At 69.7% G+C, this 18258-nt stretch carries 17 protein-coding genes and 2 pseudogenes; 3 read left to right on the forward strand and 16 right to left on the reverse strand.

Features of this window, described 5'->3' with window-relative positions; all coding sequences use genetic code 11:
• The 4 genes and pseudogenes from AWC03_RS13315 to AWC03_RS13330 all read right to left on the reverse strand — a co-directional run.
• Positions 1 to 368: pseudogene (locus AWC03_RS13315) on the reverse strand (signal recognition particle-docking protein FtsY); the annotation flags it as partial.
• Positions 369 to 411: 43 nt separating this feature from the next.
• Complete coding sequence (smc, locus tag AWC03_RS13320; RefSeq protein ID WP_085240961.1) at positions 412 to 4026, reverse strand: chromosome segregation protein SMC; 3615 nt, start codon at positions 4024 to 4026, stop codon at positions 412 to 414.
• A gap of 144 nt (positions 4027 to 4170) precedes the next feature.
• Entirely contained in the window at positions 4171 to 4464 is a 294-nt protein-coding gene (locus AWC03_RS13325; RefSeq protein WP_085240963.1) for an acylphosphatase, read from the reverse strand.
• Positions 4451 to 4864, reverse strand: a complete 414-nt coding sequence (locus tag AWC03_RS13330; protein ID WP_085240965.1) for an OsmC family protein — start codon at positions 4862 to 4864, stop codon at positions 4451 to 4453. The genes AWC03_RS13325 and AWC03_RS13330 overlap by 14 nt, the downstream gene beginning before the upstream one ends.
• Before the next feature lie 51 nt (positions 4865 to 4915).
• Between AWC03_RS13330 and AWC03_RS13335 the strand changes: the two genes are divergently transcribed.
• Positions 4916 to 5692 (forward strand): PIG-L deacetylase family protein, encoded by a 777-nt coding sequence (locus AWC03_RS13335; protein ID WP_085240967.1) that lies wholly within the window; start codon positions 4916 to 4918, stop codon positions 5690 to 5692.
• 120 nt (positions 5693 to 5812) lie between these two features.
• On the opposite strand, the gene AWC03_RS13340 is transcribed toward AWC03_RS13335, so the two are convergent.
• From AWC03_RS13340 to sepIVA, 7 genes are all read right to left on the reverse strand, one after another.
• Entirely contained in the window at positions 5813 to 6376 is a 564-nt protein-coding gene (locus AWC03_RS13340; RefSeq protein WP_085240969.1) for a NifU family protein, read from the reverse strand.
• The gene (gene feoB, locus AWC03_RS13345) at positions 6373 to 8286 is read right to left on the reverse strand and encodes a ferrous iron transporter B (protein ID WP_085240971.1); all 1914 of its coding nucleotides are present in this window, start codon (positions 8284 to 8286) and stop codon (positions 6373 to 6375) included. The genes AWC03_RS13340 and feoB overlap by 4 nt, the downstream gene beginning before the upstream one ends.
• Positions 8283 to 8555 carry a FeoA family protein gene (locus AWC03_RS13350; RefSeq protein WP_244275424.1) on the reverse strand — a complete coding sequence of 91 codons (273 nt, stop codon included), beginning with the start codon at positions 8553 to 8555 and terminating at the stop codon, positions 8283 to 8285. The genes feoB and AWC03_RS13350 overlap by 4 nt, the downstream gene beginning before the upstream one ends.
• A 115-nt stretch (positions 8556 to 8670) precedes the next feature.
• Positions 8671 to 9540 (reverse strand): DNA-formamidopyrimidine glycosylase, encoded by an 870-nt coding sequence (gene mutM / locus AWC03_RS13355; RefSeq protein ID WP_085240973.1) that lies wholly within the window; start codon positions 9538 to 9540, stop codon positions 8671 to 8673.
• A 12-nt stretch (positions 9541 to 9552) separates the two neighbouring features.
• Positions 9553 to 10266, reverse strand: a complete 714-nt coding sequence (rnc, locus tag AWC03_RS13360) for a ribonuclease III (RefSeq protein ID WP_085240975.1) — start codon at positions 10264 to 10266, stop codon at positions 9553 to 9555.
• The gene (locus AWC03_RS13365; protein ID WP_211279232.1) at positions 10263 to 10847 is read right to left on the reverse strand and encodes a YceD family protein; all 585 of its coding nucleotides are present in this window, start codon (positions 10845 to 10847) and stop codon (positions 10263 to 10265) included. Before AWC03_RS13365 ends, rnc begins: the two co-directional genes overlap by 4 nt.
• A gap of 59 nt (positions 10848 to 10906) precedes the next feature.
• The gene (gene sepIVA, locus AWC03_RS13370) at positions 10907 to 11644 is read right to left on the reverse strand and encodes a cell division protein SepIVA (RefSeq protein ID WP_068079496.1); all 738 of its coding nucleotides are present in this window, start codon (positions 11642 to 11644) and stop codon (positions 10907 to 10909) included.
• 230 nt (positions 11645 to 11874) lie between these two features.
• Between sepIVA and AWC03_RS13375 the strand changes: the two genes are divergently transcribed.
• Both AWC03_RS13375 and AWC03_RS13380 read left to right on the forward strand, forming a co-directional pair.
• Complete coding sequence (locus AWC03_RS13375) at positions 11875 to 13035, forward strand: permease (RefSeq protein ID WP_085240976.1); 1161 nt, start codon at positions 11875 to 11877, stop codon at positions 13033 to 13035.
• An 83-nt stretch (positions 13036 to 13118) separates the two neighbouring features.
• Positions 13119 to 14513: pseudogene (locus tag AWC03_RS13380) on the forward strand (HNH endonuclease signature motif containing protein).
• A gap of 28 nt (positions 14514 to 14541) precedes the next feature.
• Here AWC03_RS13380 and coaD read toward each other — a convergent pair.
• The 5 genes from coaD to AWC03_RS13405 all read right to left on the reverse strand — a co-directional run bounded on the left by coaD (position 14542) and on the right by AWC03_RS13405 (position 18208).
• Complete coding sequence (gene coaD, locus AWC03_RS13385; RefSeq protein ID WP_085240978.1) at positions 14542 to 15024, reverse strand: pantetheine-phosphate adenylyltransferase; 483 nt, start codon at positions 15022 to 15024, stop codon at positions 14542 to 14544.
• A gap of 24 nt (positions 15025 to 15048) precedes the next feature.
• Positions 15049 to 15603 carry a 16S rRNA (guanine(966)-N(2))-methyltransferase RsmD gene (gene rsmD, locus AWC03_RS13390; RefSeq protein ID WP_085240980.1) on the reverse strand — a complete coding sequence of 185 codons (555 nt, stop codon included), beginning with the start codon at positions 15601 to 15603 and terminating at the stop codon, positions 15049 to 15051.
• Positions 15604 to 15613: 10 nt separating this feature from the next.
• Positions 15614 to 16249 (reverse strand): vitamin K epoxide reductase family protein, encoded by a 636-nt coding sequence (locus AWC03_RS13395; protein ID WP_085240982.1) that lies wholly within the window; start codon positions 16247 to 16249, stop codon positions 15614 to 15616.
• Complete coding sequence (locus AWC03_RS13400; protein ID WP_085240984.1) at positions 16246 to 17010, reverse strand: DsbA family protein; 765 nt, start codon at positions 17008 to 17010, stop codon at positions 16246 to 16248. Before AWC03_RS13400 ends, AWC03_RS13395 begins: the two co-directional genes overlap by 4 nt.
• 82 nt (positions 17011 to 17092) lie before the next feature.
• Positions 17093 to 18208, reverse strand: a complete 1116-nt coding sequence (locus tag AWC03_RS13405) for an alpha/beta hydrolase (protein WP_085240986.1) — start codon at positions 18206 to 18208, stop codon at positions 17093 to 17095.
• Positions 18209 to 18258 lie beyond the last annotated feature (50 nt).

The following is an 18258-nucleotide window of genomic DNA, read 5'->3' on the forward strand; positions in this document are numbered from 1 at the left end:
ATGGCCTCGATCTCCGGGGCCGCCCGCGCCCCCCGGGCTGCCGGCGGCGGGGCCGCGGTCCCCGGGGCCGCCCCCGGTTCGGGGAGCTCGACCTCGGAGATGGTGCGCCGCGACGCGTCGCGCGGGATGGTGGCGTCGTCGCCCACCGCGGGCAGACCCGTGGTGTCCAGCCGGTCGGCCGGCGCGGTCTGGGTGAAGGTGATGCCGGACGACGCCGTGTAGCCGCCCGACCGGTCGATCGCGCCGGGCTCCGGCTTGGTCGTGAAGCTGATCCGCCGGCGGCGGTATCGCATCAGGCCCAGGACCAGCGCGGCGACGAGAACCAGGACGGCTATGACCGCGACGGCGATCCAAAGACCTTGTGACACGCTGACATTGTTTCAAGCGGGACAGCGATCCCCCGGCGCGGGTCTACGACTGCGAGACCAGCTGCTCCACCTGCTGTCCGCGCATCCGCTGTGAGATGACCGCGGTGATGCCGTCGCCCTGCATCGTCACGCCGTAGAGCGCGTCGGCGACCTCCATCGTCGGCTTCTGGTGGGTGATGATGATCAGCTGCGATCTGGCCCGCAGCAGCTCGAACAGGCTGATCAACCGGCGCAGGTTGGTGTCGTCGAGCGCGGCCTCCACCTCGTCCATGATGTAGAACGGCGACGGGCGGGCGCGGAAGATGGCCACCAGCATCGCCACCGCGGTCAACGCCTTCTCGCCGCCGGACAGCAGCGACAGCCGGGTGACCTTCTTGCCGGGCGGCCGCGCCTCCACCTCGATGCCGGTCGTGAGCATGTCGTCGGGATCGGTGAGCCGCAGCCGGCCCTCGCCGCCGGGGAACAGCACGGTGAAGACTTCCTGGAATTCGCGTTCCACGTCGACGAACGCATCGCTGAACACCTGCAGGATGCGGGCGTCGACGTCGGCGACGACGTCGAGCAGGTCCTTGCGGGCCGCTTTGACGTCCTCGAGCTGGGTGGACAGGAAGTTGTAGCGCTCCTCCAGCGCGGCGAACTCCTCCAGCGCCAGCGGATTGACCCGGCCCAGCTCGGCCAGCTCGCGTTCGGCGCGTTTGGCCCGGCGCTCCTGGGTGGCGCGGTCATACGGCATCGGTGCGGGCGCGACGACCTGCTCGCCGCGTTCGCGGGCCTGCTCGAACTCGGCCATCTCGAGCTCGGTGGGCGGCAATGCCACGTCGGGCCCGTACTCGGCGATCAGGTCGGCGGGCGCCATGCCGAACTGCTCCAGCACCATCTGCTCGAGCTGTTCGATGCGCATCGCCGCCTGCGCGTTGGCCACCTCGTCCCGGTGCAGCGAGTCGGTCAGGGTGGCCACCCGGGCGCTCAACGCCGTCACCTCGTCGCGCACCGCCGCCATCGCCGCCGCGCGCTGCTGGCGGTCGGCCGCCAGGGCGTCGCGGATCTTCGACGCCGCCCCGACCACCCGGTCCAGCCGCTGCGCCAGCAGCCGTCCGGCGTCGGCCACCGCCGCGGCGACGGCGGCCGCGCGCAGTCGCGCCTCACGCGCCTGCTGGGCCCGCAGCCGCGCCTCGCGCTCCGCGGCCGCGGCGCGGCGCAGGGAATCCGCGCGCCCGCGCACGGCGTTGGCCCGCTCCTCGGCCGTCCGCACCGCCAGCCGGGCCTCCACCTCGGCGCTGCGGGCAACCTCGGCGGCGGCGGCGATCCGCTGGCGGACCTCCGCGTGGTTGGGCTCTTCGGCATGCACGTGCTGAGTCTCTTGCGCGTTGCGCAGCCGGGTCTCCAGCGCCGTGACTTCTTCGACCGTCTGCGTGCGGCCCGCTTCGAGCTCCTCGCGCTGCCGCAGCAACCTGTTCCACTCGTCTTCGGTGGTGCGGGCTTCCTGCCCGAGCCGGCCCAGCTGCTCGTACATCGCCGAGATCGCGGTGTCGGATTCGTTGAGCGCGGCCAGCGCCTGCTCGGCGGAGTCCTGGCGGGCGGCCTGTTCGGTCAGGGCCCCGGACAGCGCCGCGGTCAGCTGGGCGACCTGCGATTCCGCGGCGACCAGCTCGTTGCCCGCCTTGTCGATTTCCGACGTCACCTCCAGCGTGGACAGCTTGCGGTCGGAGCCGCCGCTCACCCAGCCGGCGCCCACCAGATCGCCGTCGCGGGTGACCGCGCGCAGCCGCGGCCGGGCCGCCACCAGCTCGAGCGCCCGGTCCAGGTCGTCGACCACCGCGACGCCCGAGAGCATCGCCGTGATGGCGCCCCGCAGCCGCGCGGGCGCGTCGATCAAGTCCAGCGCCCACAGCGCGCTGCCGGGTAGCGCATCCCGCGACGCGGTCTGATCGGCGGGCCAGTCGCCGAGCACCAGCGCCGCCCGCCCGCCGTCGGCCTGTTTGAGCGCGGCGACCGCGGACCGGGCCGCGCCGAAGCTCTCGGCGGCCAGCGCGTCGGCCGCCGAACCCAGCACCGCGGCCAGCGCCGCCTCATACCCGGAGCGAACCTTGACCAGATTGGCGATCGGCCCGAAAAGGCCCGCGCCCGCATGGTTTTCGGTGAGCCAGGCCGCGCCGTCCTTGCGCTCCAGACCGACCGAGAGCGCGTCGATTCGGGCCCGCAGCGACGCCACCCGGCGTTCGGCGTCGCGTTCGGCGGCCTGCAGTTCGGCGACGCGTTCGTCGGCCAGCCGCAACGCGGCCACCGTCCGCTCGTGGTGCTCGTCGAGGCCCACCTCGCCCTGGTCGAGCTCGCCGACGCGACCCTGCACGGTTTCGAATTCGGCCTTGGACTGTTGCGCGCGGGCGGCGGCCTGTTCGATGCGTTCGGACAGCCGCGCGACACTGTCGTCGATCGATTCCACGCGCGCCCGCATGGTCTCCACCTGACCGGCCAGCCGCGCCAGGCCCTCGCGCCGGTCCGCCTCGGCCCGCACCGCGGCCAGGTGGGCCCGATCGGCCTCAGCGGCCTCGCGCTCGCGCTCGCCCAGTTCGGCGCGGGCGGCTTCCAGGCGGGTGCGCGCCCCGGCCAGTTCGCCCAGTAATTGCTGCTCGGCGACCGCAACCCGCTCGGCCTCGGCCTCCAGCTCTTCAGGCTTTCTGGGGTCGGTGTCGCTGGGCGGCGCCGGTTCGGTGTCGAGGTGCTGCGCGCGTTCGCTGGCGATGCGCACGGTGGCCGCCACCCGTTCGGCCAGCGCGGACAGCCCGAACCAGGTGTGCTGGACCGATTCCGCCCGGGCCGTGAGTTCGGCGACGGCCGCCTCGTGCGCGGTGAGCTCCTCCGACGCCACCGCCAGCCGGGCGGCGGCCTCGTCGTGCTCGCGGCGGATGGCGGCCTCGGCTTCGAAGATGGCGTCCCGTTCGACCTGCCGATTGACCAGGTCGTCGGCGGCCAGCCGCAGGCGGGCGTCGCGCAGATCCGCCTGGATGGTCTGGGCGCGGCGGGCCACCTCGGCCTGGCGGCCCAGCGGCTTGAGCTGGCGGCGCAGCTCGGTGGTCAGGTCGGTGAGCCGGGCGAGGTTCGCCGACATCGCGTCGAGTTTGCGGAGGGCCTTTTCCTTGCGCTTGCGGTGCTTGAGCACACCGGCGGCCTCTTCGATGAAGGCGCGACGGTCTTCGGGGCGCGACTGCAGGATCTCGTCGAGCTTGCCCTGCCCGACGATGACGTGCATCTCCCGGCCGATCCCGGAGTCGCTCAGCAGCTCTTGCACGTCCATCAAACGGCAACTGGCGCCGTTGATCTCGTACTCGCTGGCGCCGTCGCGGAACATGCGGCGGGTGATGGACACCTCGGAGTATTCGATGGGCAGCGCGTTGTCGGAGTTGTCGATGGTGACGGTGACCTCGGCGCGGCCCAGCGGGGCCCGCGACGAGGTGCCGGCGAAGATGACGTCTTCCATCTTGCCGCCGCGCAGGGTCTTTGCCCCCTGCTCCCCCATGACCCAGGCCAGGGCGTCGACGACGTTGGATTTCCCCGAACCGTTGGGCCCGACGACCGCGGTGATGCCCGGCTCGAAACGCAGAGTCGTCGGCGATGCGAAGGACTTGAAGCCCTTCAGCGTCAGACTCTTGAGGTACACGGCGAGCCAGACTACCGCTCAAATCGCCCCTGCCACCCTCACCGCGGGGTGTCGCCGCGGCCGAAATGTCGGCGCCGGACACACCCCGACGCACGGGTCACAGTGGTCACATCAGTCACGGCGGGGGAAGCGGGCCGGAATGCGTCAGCGCTCGACGAAACCGTCGAACCGCTCCTGCGGCTGCGACCAATCGGCGACCACCTTGTCGACGCGGCCCGGCCTGGGCGGCCACGCCTCGGCGCCCTCCAGCAGCGCCAGCAGCTTCTCGCCGGCTCCGCGCGGCCCCTGGGCGACCACCAGCACGCGGCCGTCCGCCTGGTTGGCCGCATATCCGGTGAGGCCCAGCTCGAGCGCCCGGGAGCGGGTCCACCAGCGAAAGCCCACGCCCTGGACCTGCCCGCGCACCCAGGCGGTGAGCCTGACGTCAGGATCCGACATCGGCCACCTTGACATCGATCCGGGTGCCGGCCTTCAGCGTGCGCCCGACGGTGCAGGCCAGGTCGATGGCCCGGTCCACGACGGTCAGCACGCGCTCCTTCTCCTCCGGCGACAGCCCGGACAGGTCGAGCTCGAGCGTCTCTTCCAGCCGCGGATAGACCTCGTTGTCACGGTCGGCGTCCCCGGAGACCCGCACCACCGCGTGGTAGTCGTCCCCGAGGCGGCGGGCCAGCGGCCGGTCGCTGGACATCCCACTGCACGCGGCGAGCGCGATCTTGAGCAGCTCGCCGGGGGTGAACACGCCCTCGACGTCCTCGGAGCCGACGAGCACCTGCGCACCGCGCGAGCTGTGCCCGGTGTAACGGCGCGATCCCGTGCGTTCCACCCATAGTTCGGTCATGCCCTACTTTTTACCGGGCGGCGCGCCCCGCACCGCGGGCATACTGCGGTCATGGCCACCGTGGTCGCCTTCCACGCCCACCCGGACGACGAGGTGATCCTCACCGGAGGCACACTCGCGCGTGCGGCGGCGCGCGGGCATCGCGTGGTCGTCGTCACCGCGACCGACGGGCGGGTGCACAACGGCGAGAGCGACTTCCGGCTGGGCGAATTGCGCCGCAGCGCAGGCATTTTAGGAGCGCACCGGGTCGAGTGCCTGGGCTACGCCGACAGCGGCTACGGCCCGCTGTTCTACCCGGACCCGCCGGGACGGGTCCGTTTCGGGCGGGCGAACGTCGAGGAGGCGGCGCAGCAACTTGCGGCGATACTCGGCGAGGAGCACGCGGACCTGCTGCTCAGCTACCAGCCCAACGGCGGCTACGGCCACCGCGATCACGTCCAGGTGCACCACGTCGGCAAGCGGGGCGCCGAACTCGCGGGCACACCGCGGGTGCTGGAGGCCACCATGCCGCGCGAATTGCTGGTCCGCGTCGGCCATCTCGCCCGCATGTTGCGGCTGCCGGCGCCCTACGAGCCGGACGTCGCCCGCAGCGCGTACGCGCCCCGGGCGAGCATCACCCACCGCATCGACGTCTTCGGGTTCGCCCGCCAGAAGCGGGACGCGTTCGCCGCCCACCGCTCGCAGATCGGCGAATCCAGCATGGGCGCGCGCATGTACGCAGCCCTGCTCCGACTGCCGCCCCAGGCGTTCGGCCTGCTCTTCCCTCGCGAATGGTTTGTCGACCCCGCCCTGCCCGCGGGGGTTTCGCGGCGGGACATCTTCGATTGATTGCCCCTGAGCCCTGAATCGAGTGTGCGTCCTGGGTGATGCCGCCCGGTGTGTCGCCGCCCTGAACGCACACCCGAAGCCCCGAACGCACACTCGACGACCGAGGCGCCCGTCGCGCCCTCAGCGGACTATCAACGACAGCAGCTTCTTGCCGAATGAGATTGCGGGCGAACCGCTTTCGGACAACACCAGCACGTCATCACCGGCCCGCGCCCGCAGTTCGCGCTCGAATACGTCGCGCAACGTGGACGACGCGGCCGGACACCCGTCGCAGGCGCCCATCATTCGCACCGTCACGGTGCGGCCGGCCACCGAGACCAGCTCGATCGACCCGCCGTGCGAGGCGGCGAGCGCGCCGACGGGGCCTGCGAGCAGTTCCGCGGCAACGCTTTCCAGGCCCGGGGCCGACGATTCGTCGACCACCCACTCCTGCGGGTCCACCAGCGCTTCGCTGAGCGCCTCGCGAACGTCGTCTCCCAACTCGCGCCAGCTGTGACCCGCGCCGGTTGTGATCAGGATGTCGCCGGCGCCCACCAGAACCTCGGCGATCGTCCCGCCGTCCAGCAGAGCGCCCAGCCTGCCCGGGGCCTGCCGAACGGCGCCGCGCGCCGGCAGCCGGTCGGGTGGAACCACCCAGCGCAGCTGCTGAGGATCCGCGGTGGCCGTGGCGTGGATCGGGATCATGCGCCCGCGGCTATCGCGATCGACCGGGCGGCAAAGGCCATCGTCCAGGCCAGGACGAACATGTAGCACCAGGCGAAGGCGGGCCACCGCCACGAGTTGGTTTCGCGGCGCATCACCGCGACCGTGGACATGCATTGCAGCGCGAAGATGAAGTACGCCATCAGCGCGATGACGGTCGACGAGGTGAACACCTTGTGGCCGTCGTCGTCGGTCATGGAGACCAGCGCCTCATGCGGATCCTCGGGGTTCGTCGCCGCCGAAACCTGCCCCAGGGTCGACACGAAAACTTCACGCGCCGAGAACGATCCGAGCAGCGCGACGTTGATGTGCCAATCGAACCCCAGCGGTTTGAACACCGGTCCGATCGCCTTGCCGATGTCGGCGGCGTAGCTGTGGTCCATCACGTAGGCGGTGGTCTGCGTCGGCGACATCTGTGCGGTCTCCGCCTGCCGGGCGGGCAGGTTGAGCAGCACCCACAGCACCACGGACGTGCCCAGGATGATGGTTCCGGCCTTGCGCAGGAACACCTTCGCCGAATCCCACATCGTGATGAGCACGTTCTTGGCCGACGGGAAGCGGTACGGCGGAAGCTCCATCGTGAACGGAAGCAGATCGCTGCGCAGGATCGTCGACTTGAACAGCGAGGCCGCGATCAGCGCCGAGGTGCCGCCGCACACATACAGCAGGAACATCGCGACGCCCTGCGCGCTCAGGCCCCACCACAGGGTCTGCGGCGACACCAGCAGCCCCACCAGCAGGGTGAACACCGGCAGCCGCGCCGAGCATGTCATCAACGGCGCCGTGATGATGGTCGCGATCCGGTCGCGCGACGACGGCAGCGTCCGGGTGGCCATGATCCCCGGGATCGCGCACGCGAAAGAGGAAAGCATCGCGACGAACGCACGCCCCTCCAACCCCGTCGCGGCCATCACCCGGTCCATCAAGAACGCGGCGCGGGCCATGTAGCCGACATTCTCCAGCAAAGCGATCAACAGGAACAGCAACACGATCTGCGGGATGAACTGCAGCACCGTTCCCACACCGCCGATGAGTCCCTGGCCGAGCAGGCCGCGCACCACGTAGTTGCCGACGTGGTCGCTGACCAGCGCGCCGAGCCAGCCCAGCCCCTGGCTCACCCGGTCCTGCAGTGGCGCGGCAAGGGTGAAGACGACCTGGAAGAAGCAGAACATCACCCCGAAGAAGATGACGGTGCCCCAGAGCGGATGGAGCACGATCGCGTCGATTCCTCGGGTGCGCCGATCCGGTTGCGGCGCAACGTATCCGGCGGCGCGTAGCACCGACTTGCCCCAGGCGTCGACGGCGTCGTCGTGGTGCGGGGGCAGGATGGGGGGCCGTTGCCACCGGTCGAAGGACGCCAGTCGGGCGCGCAGGGTGTCGATCCCCGCGCCGCGGTGCGCGATCACGGGGATCACCGGGATGCCCAGCGCCGTCGACAAGGCGTCGATATCGACGGCGCCGCCGCGCGCGGTCAATTCGTCGGTCATGGTCAGCGCCAACAGGCACGGCACGTCGAGCCGCAGCACCTGGGCCACGAGAGTGATCGAGCGGTGCAGCGTGGTGGCGTCGGCCACCAACACGATCGCGTCGGGCCGATCGGCGTCGGCCATGTTGCCGGCCAGCAGGTCGGCCACAACCTGTTCGTCCGGGCTGATCGGCTGCAGGCTGTAGGTGCCGGGCAGGTCCTCGACGGCGATCTCGACGTCGTCCACCTTGGTGACGCCCACGCTGCGGCCGACGGTGACGCCCGGGTAGTTGCCGGTCTTGGCGCGCAGCCCGGTCAGGTGGTTGAAGACGGAGGTCTTGCCCGCGTTGGGGCTGCCGACCAGCGCGACGCGCGCCATGCCCGCGACCGCGAGCGCGGTGCCGCCCTCCTCGTGGCAGGACGTCATGAGCCGCTTTCCGTGTCGACTTCGATCAGGCGGGCCTCGCGCCGGCGCAAGCACAGTTCGGTGTCCTGAACCCGGTAGATGGTCGGGTCTCCCATCGGGGCGCGGCGAATCACCTCGACGTGGGAGGCCGGCCGGAATCCCAGTTGCCGCAGCCGGCCCGCCACCACGGGCGGCGCCGCCGGCGCCACGCCCACGATGGTTGCCCGCTGGCCCGGCGTGAGCTGAGCCAGCACGGTCGGCGGACCCGACACCCGAACTGAATCCCGCATTAGTAGTCCCGACGCCGAAGGTTCACCATGCCACCCAGGATAACGATGCTAGGTGAGGATAACCTCACCTTTCCCCGAAACGTTGCGGGCCTCCCCGCGCGACCTGACCGCACGCTCAAAGCCGCGGGCGGGGCTGGCATTTCGGGCAGTAAAACGACGACCGGTTCATGAACTTCTCCCGGCGCATCACCGCGCCGCAGCGCCGGCAGTTCAGGCCTTCGCGGCCGTAGGCGTCCAGCGACCGGTCGAAGTAGCCCGATTCGCCGTTGACGTTGATGTAGAGCGAGTCGAACGACGTCCCGCCCTGCGCGAGCGCGTCGCGCATCACGTCGGCGGCGGCGTCCAGGATGGCGCCCAGCCGGCCGCGGCTCAGCGTCGCGGCGATCCGGGCGCCGTTGACCTTGGCCCGCCACAGCGCCTCGTCGGCGTAGATGTTGCCGATGCCCGAGACCACGGTCTGGTCGAGGAGCTGGCGCTTGATCTCGGAATGCTTGCGCCGCAAGACGTTCACCACGGCTTCGCGGTCGAAGAGCGGGTCCAGCGGGTCGCGCGCGAGGTGGGCGACGGGAGCAGGCACCACGCTGCCGTCCACGCCCACCAGATCCGCGAGCATCCAGCCGCCGAAGGTGCGCTGATCGGCGAAGCTCAGCACGGTCCCGTCGTCGAGCAGCGCGGAGATGCGCACGTGGTCGGCGCGCGGCACCTCCCCCAGCAGCATCTGTCCGCTCATCCCGAGGTGCACGACCAGGGCCGTGTCCGATTCCGAGGGCGCGGGTTCGGTATCGAGCAGCAGCCACAGGTACTTGCCGCGCCGGTCGGTGCCGGTGATCCGGGCGCCGAGCAGCCGGGCGGTGAGGTCGCCGGGCCCGGCCTCGTGCCGGCGCACCGCGCGCGGGTGGTGCACCCGCACGGCCGTGATCGTCTTGCCCACGACGCGGGCCTGCAAGCCGCGGCGGACCACCTCGACTTCGGGTAGTTCGGGCATCTATTCGCGCATCTAGGCCGGCGTTTTCCCCGCCGTGTCGAGCGCTTCCAGCGTCTTCCAGGTCGCCGCCGCGGCCTTCTGCTCGGCTTCCTTCTTGGATCGGCCCACCCCGGACCCGTATTCGGTGTCCATCACGACGACGACGGCGGTGAACTCCTTGTCGTGGTCGGGGCCGGTGGAGGTGACGACGTAGGAGGGCGCGCCCATGCCCCGGGCCGCGGTCAGCTCCTGCAGGCTGGTCTTCCAGTCGAGCCCGGCGCCCAGCGTGGGCGCGGCGTCGAGCAACGGGCCGAACAACCGCAGGATCACCTCGCGGGCGGTGTCGATCCCGTGCTGCAGGTAGATGGCGCCCAGCAGCGATTCCATGCCGTCGGCCAGAATGCTCGACTTGTCGGCGCCGCCGGTGTTGGCCTCCCCGCGCCCGAGAAACAGGTGCGCGCCCAGGCCGTCCGAGCACAGCTTGCGCGCGACGTCGGCCAGCGCCTGGGTGTTGACGACGCTGGCCCGTAGCTTGGCCAGGTCCCCTTCCGAGCGGTCGGGGTGCCGGTGGTAGAGCTCGTCGGTGATGGTCAGGCCCAGCACGGCGTCGCCGAGGAATTCCAGGCGTTCGTTGGTCGGCAGCCCGCCGTGCTCGTAGGCGTAGCTGCGGTGCGTCAAGGCCAGCGAGAGCAGCTCCTCGGGCAGCTCGACGCCCAGCGCGTCGAGCAGGTCCTGTCGCGACGTCACTGCTCGTCCCGCGGCGCGTCGGGTTCGGGGAACATCCCGGTAAGTTTCGCCCAGCGCGGGTCGATGCGGTCGTGGTGGTGCCCGGGCTCGGCGGCGAGGGAAACGCCGCATTCGGGGCACAGCCCCGGGCAGTCGGGGGTGCACACGGGCGAGAACGGCAGCTCGAGTACCACCGCGTCGACGATCGACTGCTCGAGGTCGAACGCGTCGTCGACGATGTGCCCGACCTCGTCTTCCTCGGTGGTCGCCTCCGTCGTGCTGTCGGGGTAGGCGAACAGTTCGGTCAGCTGGACCCGCACGTGACCGTGGACGGGGGTCAGGCAGCGTGAGCATTCGCCGACGCTGGGCGCGTCAACGGTGCCCGTCACCAGTACGCCCTCGGAGACCGACTGAACTTGCAGGTCCAGCTCCAACGGGGCGCCGGCCTCGATCGCGATCATGTCCAGCCCGATGCGCGAGGGGCTGGGTACGGTCTTCCGCAGGGTCACCATCGCGCCGGGGCGACGCCCGAGCCGGGTGATGTCGATCGTCAACGGCGAGCTCAGGCGGCGCTGGGAGGTGCTGCTGTGCTGCCGCGTCATAGGACAAATCCTACGGCGCGAACCGCACAATTCCAGGGCGCGGCCGCCCCGCTGCCGCGTTAGCGCACCGCGTAGTCGTGCGTGCCGGCCGCCGTCCGGAGCTGATGACGACCGCGGCCCACCGAGCGCAGCGTGCCGTTGAGGAATTCCTCGAACTCGGCCAGCTTGTTGTCGACGTAGATGTCGCATTCGCCGCGCAGCCGGTCGGCCTCGGCGTGCGCCGAGTCGATCAGGCGGGTGGCCTCGGCGTTCGCCGCCTCGACCACGCTGTTCTGCGAGACCAGGCGCTGCTGTTCCTTGATGCCCTCTTGCACGGCCTTCTCGTAGGAGATGTTGCCGTTCTCGAGCAGCCGGTCGGCCTCGGCCTGGGCGCGGCCGACGCTGGCCTCGTACTCCCGCTTCGCTGCCGTGGCGATGCGCATCGCCTCCTCGCGCGCCTCGCCGACCATCCGCTCGCTGTGCTGGCGCGCCTCGCTCACCATGCGGTCGGCCTGCGCTTTTGCGTCGGACAACAGCCGATCCGCCTCCGCGCGGGCGTGGTTGAGCATCGACTCCGACTCGGTGGTCGCCGAGGAGACCATGGAGTCGGCGTGCGATTTCGCGTCCTGCAGCATCGAGTCACGCGCGTCGAGCACGTCCTGGGCGTCGTCCAACTCGCCGGGGATCGCATCCTTGATGTCGTCGATCAGTTCCAGCACGTCACCTCGTGGCACCACGCAGCCGGCCGTCATCGGAACGCCGCGTGCTTCTTCAACGATGGCGCTCAACTCGTCGAGCGCTTCAAAGACTCGGTACACGGCCATATCCTCCTGGCTTCTGCAAACGTGTTGTTACCAGTGTGCCTGGTGTTGCCTCTGTGACAGCGGTGGCAAGGCCGGTGTGTCGGACATTCACTGGTTGCGCCTGTTGCGGCCATTCTAGGGACCAGGGCGGCTCTCCGCCCTGGCCAGGACACTTTGCCACGGTTGACGTATACCCCTATGGGGTATATGTTGGGTCGAAGCCAACCGAAGGGGGTCGAGCACTCGTGCTAGCGGCGGTCGGACACGCGTTGACGGTGGCGGGGTTGATGACATGGGAAATCCTGTGGGCGCTGGTCCTGGGATTTGCGTTGTCGGCGGTGGTGCAGGCGGTGGTGCGGCGTTCGACCATCGTGGCGCTGCTCGGCGACGACCGGCCACGCACCCTGGCGCTGGCCGCCGGACTCGGTGCGGCATCGTCGTCGTGTTCGTACGCCGCCGTGGCGTTGGCCCGGTCGCTGTTCCGCAAGGGCGCCAGCTTCATCGCCGCCATGGCATTCGAGATCGGTTCCACCAACCTGGTGGTGGAACTGGGCATCATCCTGGCCCTGCTGATGGGTTGGCAGTTCACCGCCGCGGAGTTCGTCGGCGGCCCGCTGATGATCGTGGTGCTCGCCGTCTTGTTCCGGTTGTTCGTGCGCTCGCGGCTCATCGACGCGGCCCGCGAGCAGGCGGACCGCGGGATCGCCGGCTCGATGGAAGGCCATGCCGCCATGGACATGTCCATCAAAAAGCAGGGCTCGTTCGCCCGGCGGCTGCTTTCCCCCGAGGGCTTCACCTCCGTGGCCCACGTGTTCGCGATGGAGTGGTTGGCCATCCTGCGCGACCTCGTGCTGGGCTTGCTGATCGCGGGGGCCATCGCGGCCTGGGTGCCCGAAACATTCTGGCAGGCTTTCTTTTTGGCCGATCACCCCGGCTGGTCGGCGATCTGGGGGCCCCTGGTGGGACCGATCGTCGCCATCGTGTCGTTCGTCTGCTCGATCGGCAATGTTCCGCTGGCGGCGGTGCTGTGGAACGGGGGCATCAGTTTCGGCGGGGTCATCGCGTTCATCTACGCCGACCTGCTGATCCTGCCGATCCTGAACATCTACCGCAAGTACTACGGCACCAAGATGATGCTGACGCTGCTGGGCACCTTCTACGCTGCCATGGTGACCGCGGGATATCTGGTCGAATTGATCTTCGGCGCAACGAGTCTCATCCCCAAGCAGCGCAATGCCACGGTCATGGAAGCGGCGATTTCGTGGAACTACACGACCTGGCTCAACATCGCCTTCCTCGTCGTCGCCGCCGTCTTGGTCGCGCGGTTCGTCGCGACGGGCGGAATTCCGATGGCGCGGATGATGGGCGGCTCCCCCGACGGGGGGCACGAGCACGCATGCCACTAGCGCGGGTGAAATCTTTTGCGCGAGTGTGCATCTATGGCGGTCTGGGGCCGGTTTTTGTCGGTGGGGCTGGCTAGCTTGGGGTCATGAGTCCAAGTGGTGATGCCGAGGCCGTCGCGGTGTTCGACGCGCTGGATGCCGACTTGGACCGAGCCTGCGCGTTGTCGTTCGACGCGTCGAACACCCAACAATGCTTGGAGTGGTTGGAACGCTGCGAGCGGGTGCGCCGCCGCATCGCCGCCATCGAGCATCCGCTGATCAACCACCTTTCCCGCCAAGCCACGCCAGAAGAGCTCGGCGGCACGCTGTCCCACGCGATCGCCGAGGCCACGCTGATCAGCCGCGCCGAAGCCTCCCGGCGGGTTAGAGAAGCGGCGGATTTGGGCCCGCGGCACGGATTGACCGGCGAACCGTTGACGCCGCTCCTGCCGGCCACCGCCGCCGCCCAACGCGCCGGGACACTGGGCACCGGCCAGGTCGCCGTGATCCGCCGGTTCTTTCACCACCTACCCGGCTGGGTCGATGCCGCCACCCGCGAGACCGTCGAGGCCGACCTGGCCGCCCACGGAACGCACTACCGTCCCGAACAACTGGCCGCACTCGCCGACCACGTCGCCGACTGCCTCAACCCCGACGGCACCTACACCGACGACGACCGCGCCCGCCGGCGCGGCCTCACACTGGGCAAGCAAGGCCCCGACGGCATCTCCGAGCTGCGCGGCCTGCTCACCCCCGAAGCCCGCGCCACCATGGAGGCGGTGCTGGCCAAACTCGCCGCCCCCGGCATGTGCAACCCCCTCGACGACACCCCCTGTGTGGACGGCGCCCCCAGCCAAGACGCCATCGACCACGACGCCCGCACCACCGCCCAACGCCAGCACGACGGCCTGCTCGCCGGCCTACGCGGATTACTGGCCTCCGGAGACCTGGGCCAACACAACGGCTTACCCGTCTCCATCATCATCACCACCACCTTGGCTGAGCTGCAGACCGCCGCCGGCACCGGCCGCACGGGTGGCGCCACCCGGCTCCCCATCAGCGACGTGATCCGGCTGGCCCGCCACGCGCACCACTACTCCCCCGCAAGCGGGAGGTACCCCCAGGCGGTCTTCGACAACGCCACACCGCTAGCCCTGTATCACACCAAACGCCTGGCCACCCGCGGCCAACGAATCATGCTCTACGCCAAGGACCGCGGCTGCACCGCACCGGGCTGCACCGTGCCCGGCTACCTCGCCGAAGTCCACCACGTCACCGACTGGACCCAATGCCGACGCACCGACATCGACAACCTCACCTTCGCCTGCGGACCCCACCACCGCATGCTCAACCCCCACGGCTAGACCACCCGCAAAAACACCAAAGGCGACACCGAATGGATCCCCCCACCCCACCAAGACAACGGCCAACCCCGCACCAACACCTACCACCACCCCGAGAAACTCCTCCACCACGACGACGATGACGACGACAAACCGTAGTCGCTGGAACGTGTTGCGGTGCTGGGCTTTACGACCGACCGGCGAGCTTCTCGCGCAGCCGGCGGTTGACGGGTTCGGGCAGTAGCTGCGACACGTCGCCACCGAACGTCGCGACCTCTTTGGCCAACGACGACGACACGAACGAGTACCGCGGTGTCGTCGCGACGAAAAACGTGTCGACACCGGCGATGTGCTTGTTCATCTGCGCCATCTGCAGCTCGTACTCGAAGTCGGTGCCGGTGCGCAGCCCCTTCACGATGGCGGTCATCCCCTGCGACCTGACGAAGTCCACCACCAGACCCTGCCCGGCCTGAACGCGCAGGTTCGGCAGGTGTGTCGTCGACTCGGTAATCATCGCGATCCGCTCGTCGAGATCGAACATGCCCTCCTTGGCGGGGTTGGTCAGGATCGCCACCACAACCTCGTCGAACTGGGCCGACGCCCGCTCGAAGACGTCGATGTGGCCCAACGTCACTGGATCAAACGACCCGGGGCATACCGCGCCACTCATGACGCAAGACGCTACACGCCCGCCTCAGAGTCGTTCGGCCATCTCCAGCCGGGTGTCGCCGTACACGCGCGGCGGCCATACCGACCAGCCGGCCGGCCAGGTCAACGGCGCACCGGTCGCCGCCCGCTCCACCACGACCACGGTCCCGGCGTCCGCCCAACCGTGTGTGACCAGGGCGGCGAGCATGCCTTCGACCTCGGCGGCCTCGACGTCGTAGGGCGGGTCGGCCAGGACGAGGTCGACCGGCCTCGCCGCGCCGCCGGCCAATACGGTTGCGACCGCGCCACGGCGCACTGCCGCACCGTTCAAACCCAGGGCGTCGATGTTGCGGGCGATCACCGAGGCGCTGCGCTGATCCGATTCGACGAACAACGCCGAGGCGGCCCCGCGTGAGAGCGCCTCCAATCCCAGTGCGCCCGAACCGGCGTAGAGGTCCAGCACCGCGGCGCCGGTCAGGTCATGCCGCGCGGTCAGGATGTTGAACAGCGACTCGCGCACTCGATCGGTGGTGGGTCTGGTCCCCCGCGGCGGGACGGCGATCCGCCGGCCACCCGCCGCGCCGCCGATGATCCGGGTCACGTGCCAACACTTACAGCAGCGTCGACCAATAGTCCCAGAACCGCGCCATGATCAGCAGGAACACCGCGGTGAACCACAGCGCGGTGACCGACCAGCGCCATTCGTACAGCGCCCACGCCACACCGTGTCCGCGGCGTTGCAGCGCCGGACGGCACGCGATCGACGCGACGACCACCAGCAGGGTGATGGTGGCCGCCCAGACGACCATGCAGTACGGGCACAACGCGCCGATGCGGTACAGGCTCTGATAGATCAACCAGTGCACGAACGCCGCACCGATCAGCAGGCCGATCGCCAGCCCGGTCCAATACCATTGCGGCAACGCCAGTTTGGTCACCGCCAGCAGCCCGGTGACGACCACCACGGTGAACGCCACCAGACCGAGCAACGGGTTGGGGAATCCCAGCAGCGACGCCTGCGGGGTGACCATCACCGAACCGCACGACAGGATCGGGTTGAAATTGCACGACGGCACGTACGCCGGGTTGAGCAGAAGATCGATCTTCTCCACTGTCAGCGCCGCGGAGGCGGCCAGGCCGATCACGCCGGCGATCAGCACCCACCACGCGCTGGGCGCCGGGGCGGGCGCTTCGGAACGCGATTGCGGTGTCAGGTCATCGGTTTGGGCTGACACCGGGGTGGTCATGCGGCCGCAGGGGCCACGGCGCCGTCGATGCCCGGCACGTCGCCGACGATGCTCTTGATCTTGGCCACCAGGGCGTCGGGTGTGGACGGATCGTAGTCGTCGCCGTTGATCTTGATGGTCGGCGTCGCGTTGATCTTCGCGGCCGACGCCTCGGCGGTGACCTTGGCGATGTACTTGCCGCTGTTGATGCAGTCGGGCACCTTGCCGACGACACCGGACTCCCGGGCGATCTCGATCAAGCGGGCGTTGTCCGGAAAGCTACTCCCGCGCTCGCTGGGCTGCAGGTCGGTGGTGAACAGCGCGGTGTGGAACCGGCGGAACGCGTCGAGGGACTCGTCGGCCACGCACAGGGCCGCGGCGCCCGCCCGCGACGAGTAGTTCTGGTTCCTGGCGTTGTCGAGGATCGACACCATCGAGTAATCCGCCGCGATGGCGCCGACGTCGATCAGCCTGGACACCGTCGGACCGAAGGTGCGCTCGAAGTTGCCGCACGCCGGGCACAGGAAGTCCTCGTAGAACGTGACCACGGCCTTGGGGTTGCTGGTACCGGGCTGGGTGACCAGTTTGCTCGACGTCACGCGCACCGTGTCGCCCGCGCCGATCGCAGCCGTCTTCTTGTGGTGCGTGACCACGATGTAGGAGACGACGGCGACCAGGAAGATGACGACGAGGGCGGTCCCACCGATCTGGATGAGCCGGCCGGATTTGCCGTCGGCGGCCTTCATGTCAAAGCGCGGGGGGCGTTTGGGTTTGTCGGCCACAGTCTGCGTGATTCCTTCGGTGCTCGGGTGGTCATTCGTCGGTTAAGCGCCTCTAGGTTACCGGCGCCGACCGCGCGACAGGTCAGACTCGGCTCAGGTGGGCACGCAGCGCCGAAATGAGCTCGGTGGCGGCGGCGGCGCTGCCACCGCCAAGCTTGAACAGATTGGCGAAGCCGTGCGTCAGCGACCCCATGCACCGCAGATCGACCGGGGTGCCGGCGGACTGCAGGGCCGCCGCGTAGCTCTCACCCTCGTCGCGCAGCGGATCGAAACCGGCGACCGCGATCAGCGCCGGGGCGAGCCCGGCCAGCGACTCGGCCAGCAGCGGCGATACCCGCGGATCCGACCGGTCGACACTCGAACGCCGCAGGTATTGCGACTCGAACCAATCGATGTCCCGCTTGGTCAGCAGGAACCCGCGCGCGAACAGGCTCAGCGACCGGGTCTGCGTGGTGAAATCCGTGCGCGGGTAGATCAGCCACTGCAGCACCGGGGCGGGCGCGCCCTCGTCGCGCGCCAGCTGGCAGACGACGGCGGCCAGGTTGCCGCCCGCACTGTCACCGCCGACCGCGACCCGGCCGGGAGCGGCGCCGAGCTCGCCGGCGTGGTCGTGCGCCCACCGGAAGGCGGCGTAGGCGTCCTCGACCGCGGCCGGGGCCGGATGCTCGGGGGCCAGGCGGTAGTCGATCGACAACACGTGGATGCCGGCATCGCGGCACGTCAACCGGCACAGGGCGTCGTAGGAATCCAAGTCGCCGATCGACCACCCACCGCCGTGATAGAAGACCAGCAGCGGCGCGGACGCGCCGTTGGCGGGGCGATAGTGCCGCGCCGGGATGTCGCCGGCCGGCCCGGGCAGCGACAGGTCCTCGACGTCGACGTGGATCTGTGGGCCGGGAAGTTCCAGCGACAGCTGGCGCATCTGAGCGCGCGAGGCAACGGGGTCGTCGTCGACGACCAGGCCGTCGATTCCGACGGCGCGCAGACCGGAGAGCATCAGCTGAAGCGTGGGATCCAGCGTGTTGCCGTCGATGGTCACCGAGCGGCCCCCGAACAGCGCACGCTTGGCGGGCGTCGGGATCCACGGAATGACCTTGACACCGATGGTGGATACGGCGCCCTGCATGCGAGTGGCCAAGCGCATGGGCGCGTGTTTCACCCCGAGGTGAAGGTCTGGCGCGGGCACGCTCTTGGTCATGGGCACTCCCTCGAATGAACGTCTTTCGGGCCCCGGCGGCCGCCGAGCAG

This window comes from Mycobacterium europaeum (genome assembly GCF_002102155.1).
GTDB classification, from domain to species: Bacteria; Actinomycetota; Actinomycetes; order Mycobacteriales; family Mycobacteriaceae; genus Mycobacterium; species Mycobacterium europaeum.

Excerpts from the sequence above, each read along its gene's own strand:
- AWC03_RS13395 (WP_085240982.1), bottom strand. The coding sequence starts at position 16,249 with ATGACCACCCCGGTGTCAGCCCAAACCGATGACCTGACACCGCAATCG.
- AWC03_RS13350 (WP_244275424.1), bottom strand. The coding sequence starts at position 8,555 with ATGCGGGATTCAGTTCGGGTGTCGGGTCCGCCGACCGTGCTGGCTCAG.
- AWC03_RS13365 (WP_211279232.1), bottom strand. The coding sequence starts at position 10,847 with ATGACGCGGCAGCACAGCAGCACCTCCCAGCGCCGCCTGAGCTCGCCG.
- feoB (WP_085240971.1), bottom strand. The coding sequence starts at position 8,286 with ATGACGTCCTGCCACGAGGAGGGCGGCACCGCGCTCGCGGTCGCGGGC.
- AWC03_RS13330 (WP_085240965.1), bottom strand. The coding sequence starts at position 4,864 with ATGACCGAACTATGGGTGGAACGCACGGGATCGCGCCGTTACACCGGG.
- AWC03_RS13405 (WP_085240986.1), bottom strand. The coding sequence starts at position 18,208 with ATGACCAAGAGCGTGCCCGCGCCAGACCTTCACCTCGGGGTGAAACAC.
- AWC03_RS13335 (WP_085240967.1), top strand. The coding sequence starts at position 4,916 with ATGGCCACCGTGGTCGCCTTCCACGCCCACCCGGACGACGAGGTGATC.
- mutM (WP_085240973.1), bottom strand. The coding sequence starts at position 9,540 with ATGCCCGAACTACCCGAAGTCGAGGTGGTCCGCCGCGGCTTGCAGGCC.
- coaD (WP_085240978.1), bottom strand. The coding sequence starts at position 15,024 with ATGAGTGGCGCGGTATGCCCCGGGTCGTTTGATCCAGTGACGTTGGGC.
- AWC03_RS13340 (WP_085240969.1), bottom strand. The coding sequence starts at position 6,376 with ATGATCCCGATCCACGCCACGGCCACCGCGGATCCTCAGCAGCTGCGC.
- AWC03_RS13325 (WP_085240963.1), bottom strand. The coding sequence starts at position 4,464 with ATGTCGGATCCTGACGTCAGGCTCACCGCCTGGGTGCGCGGGCAGGTC.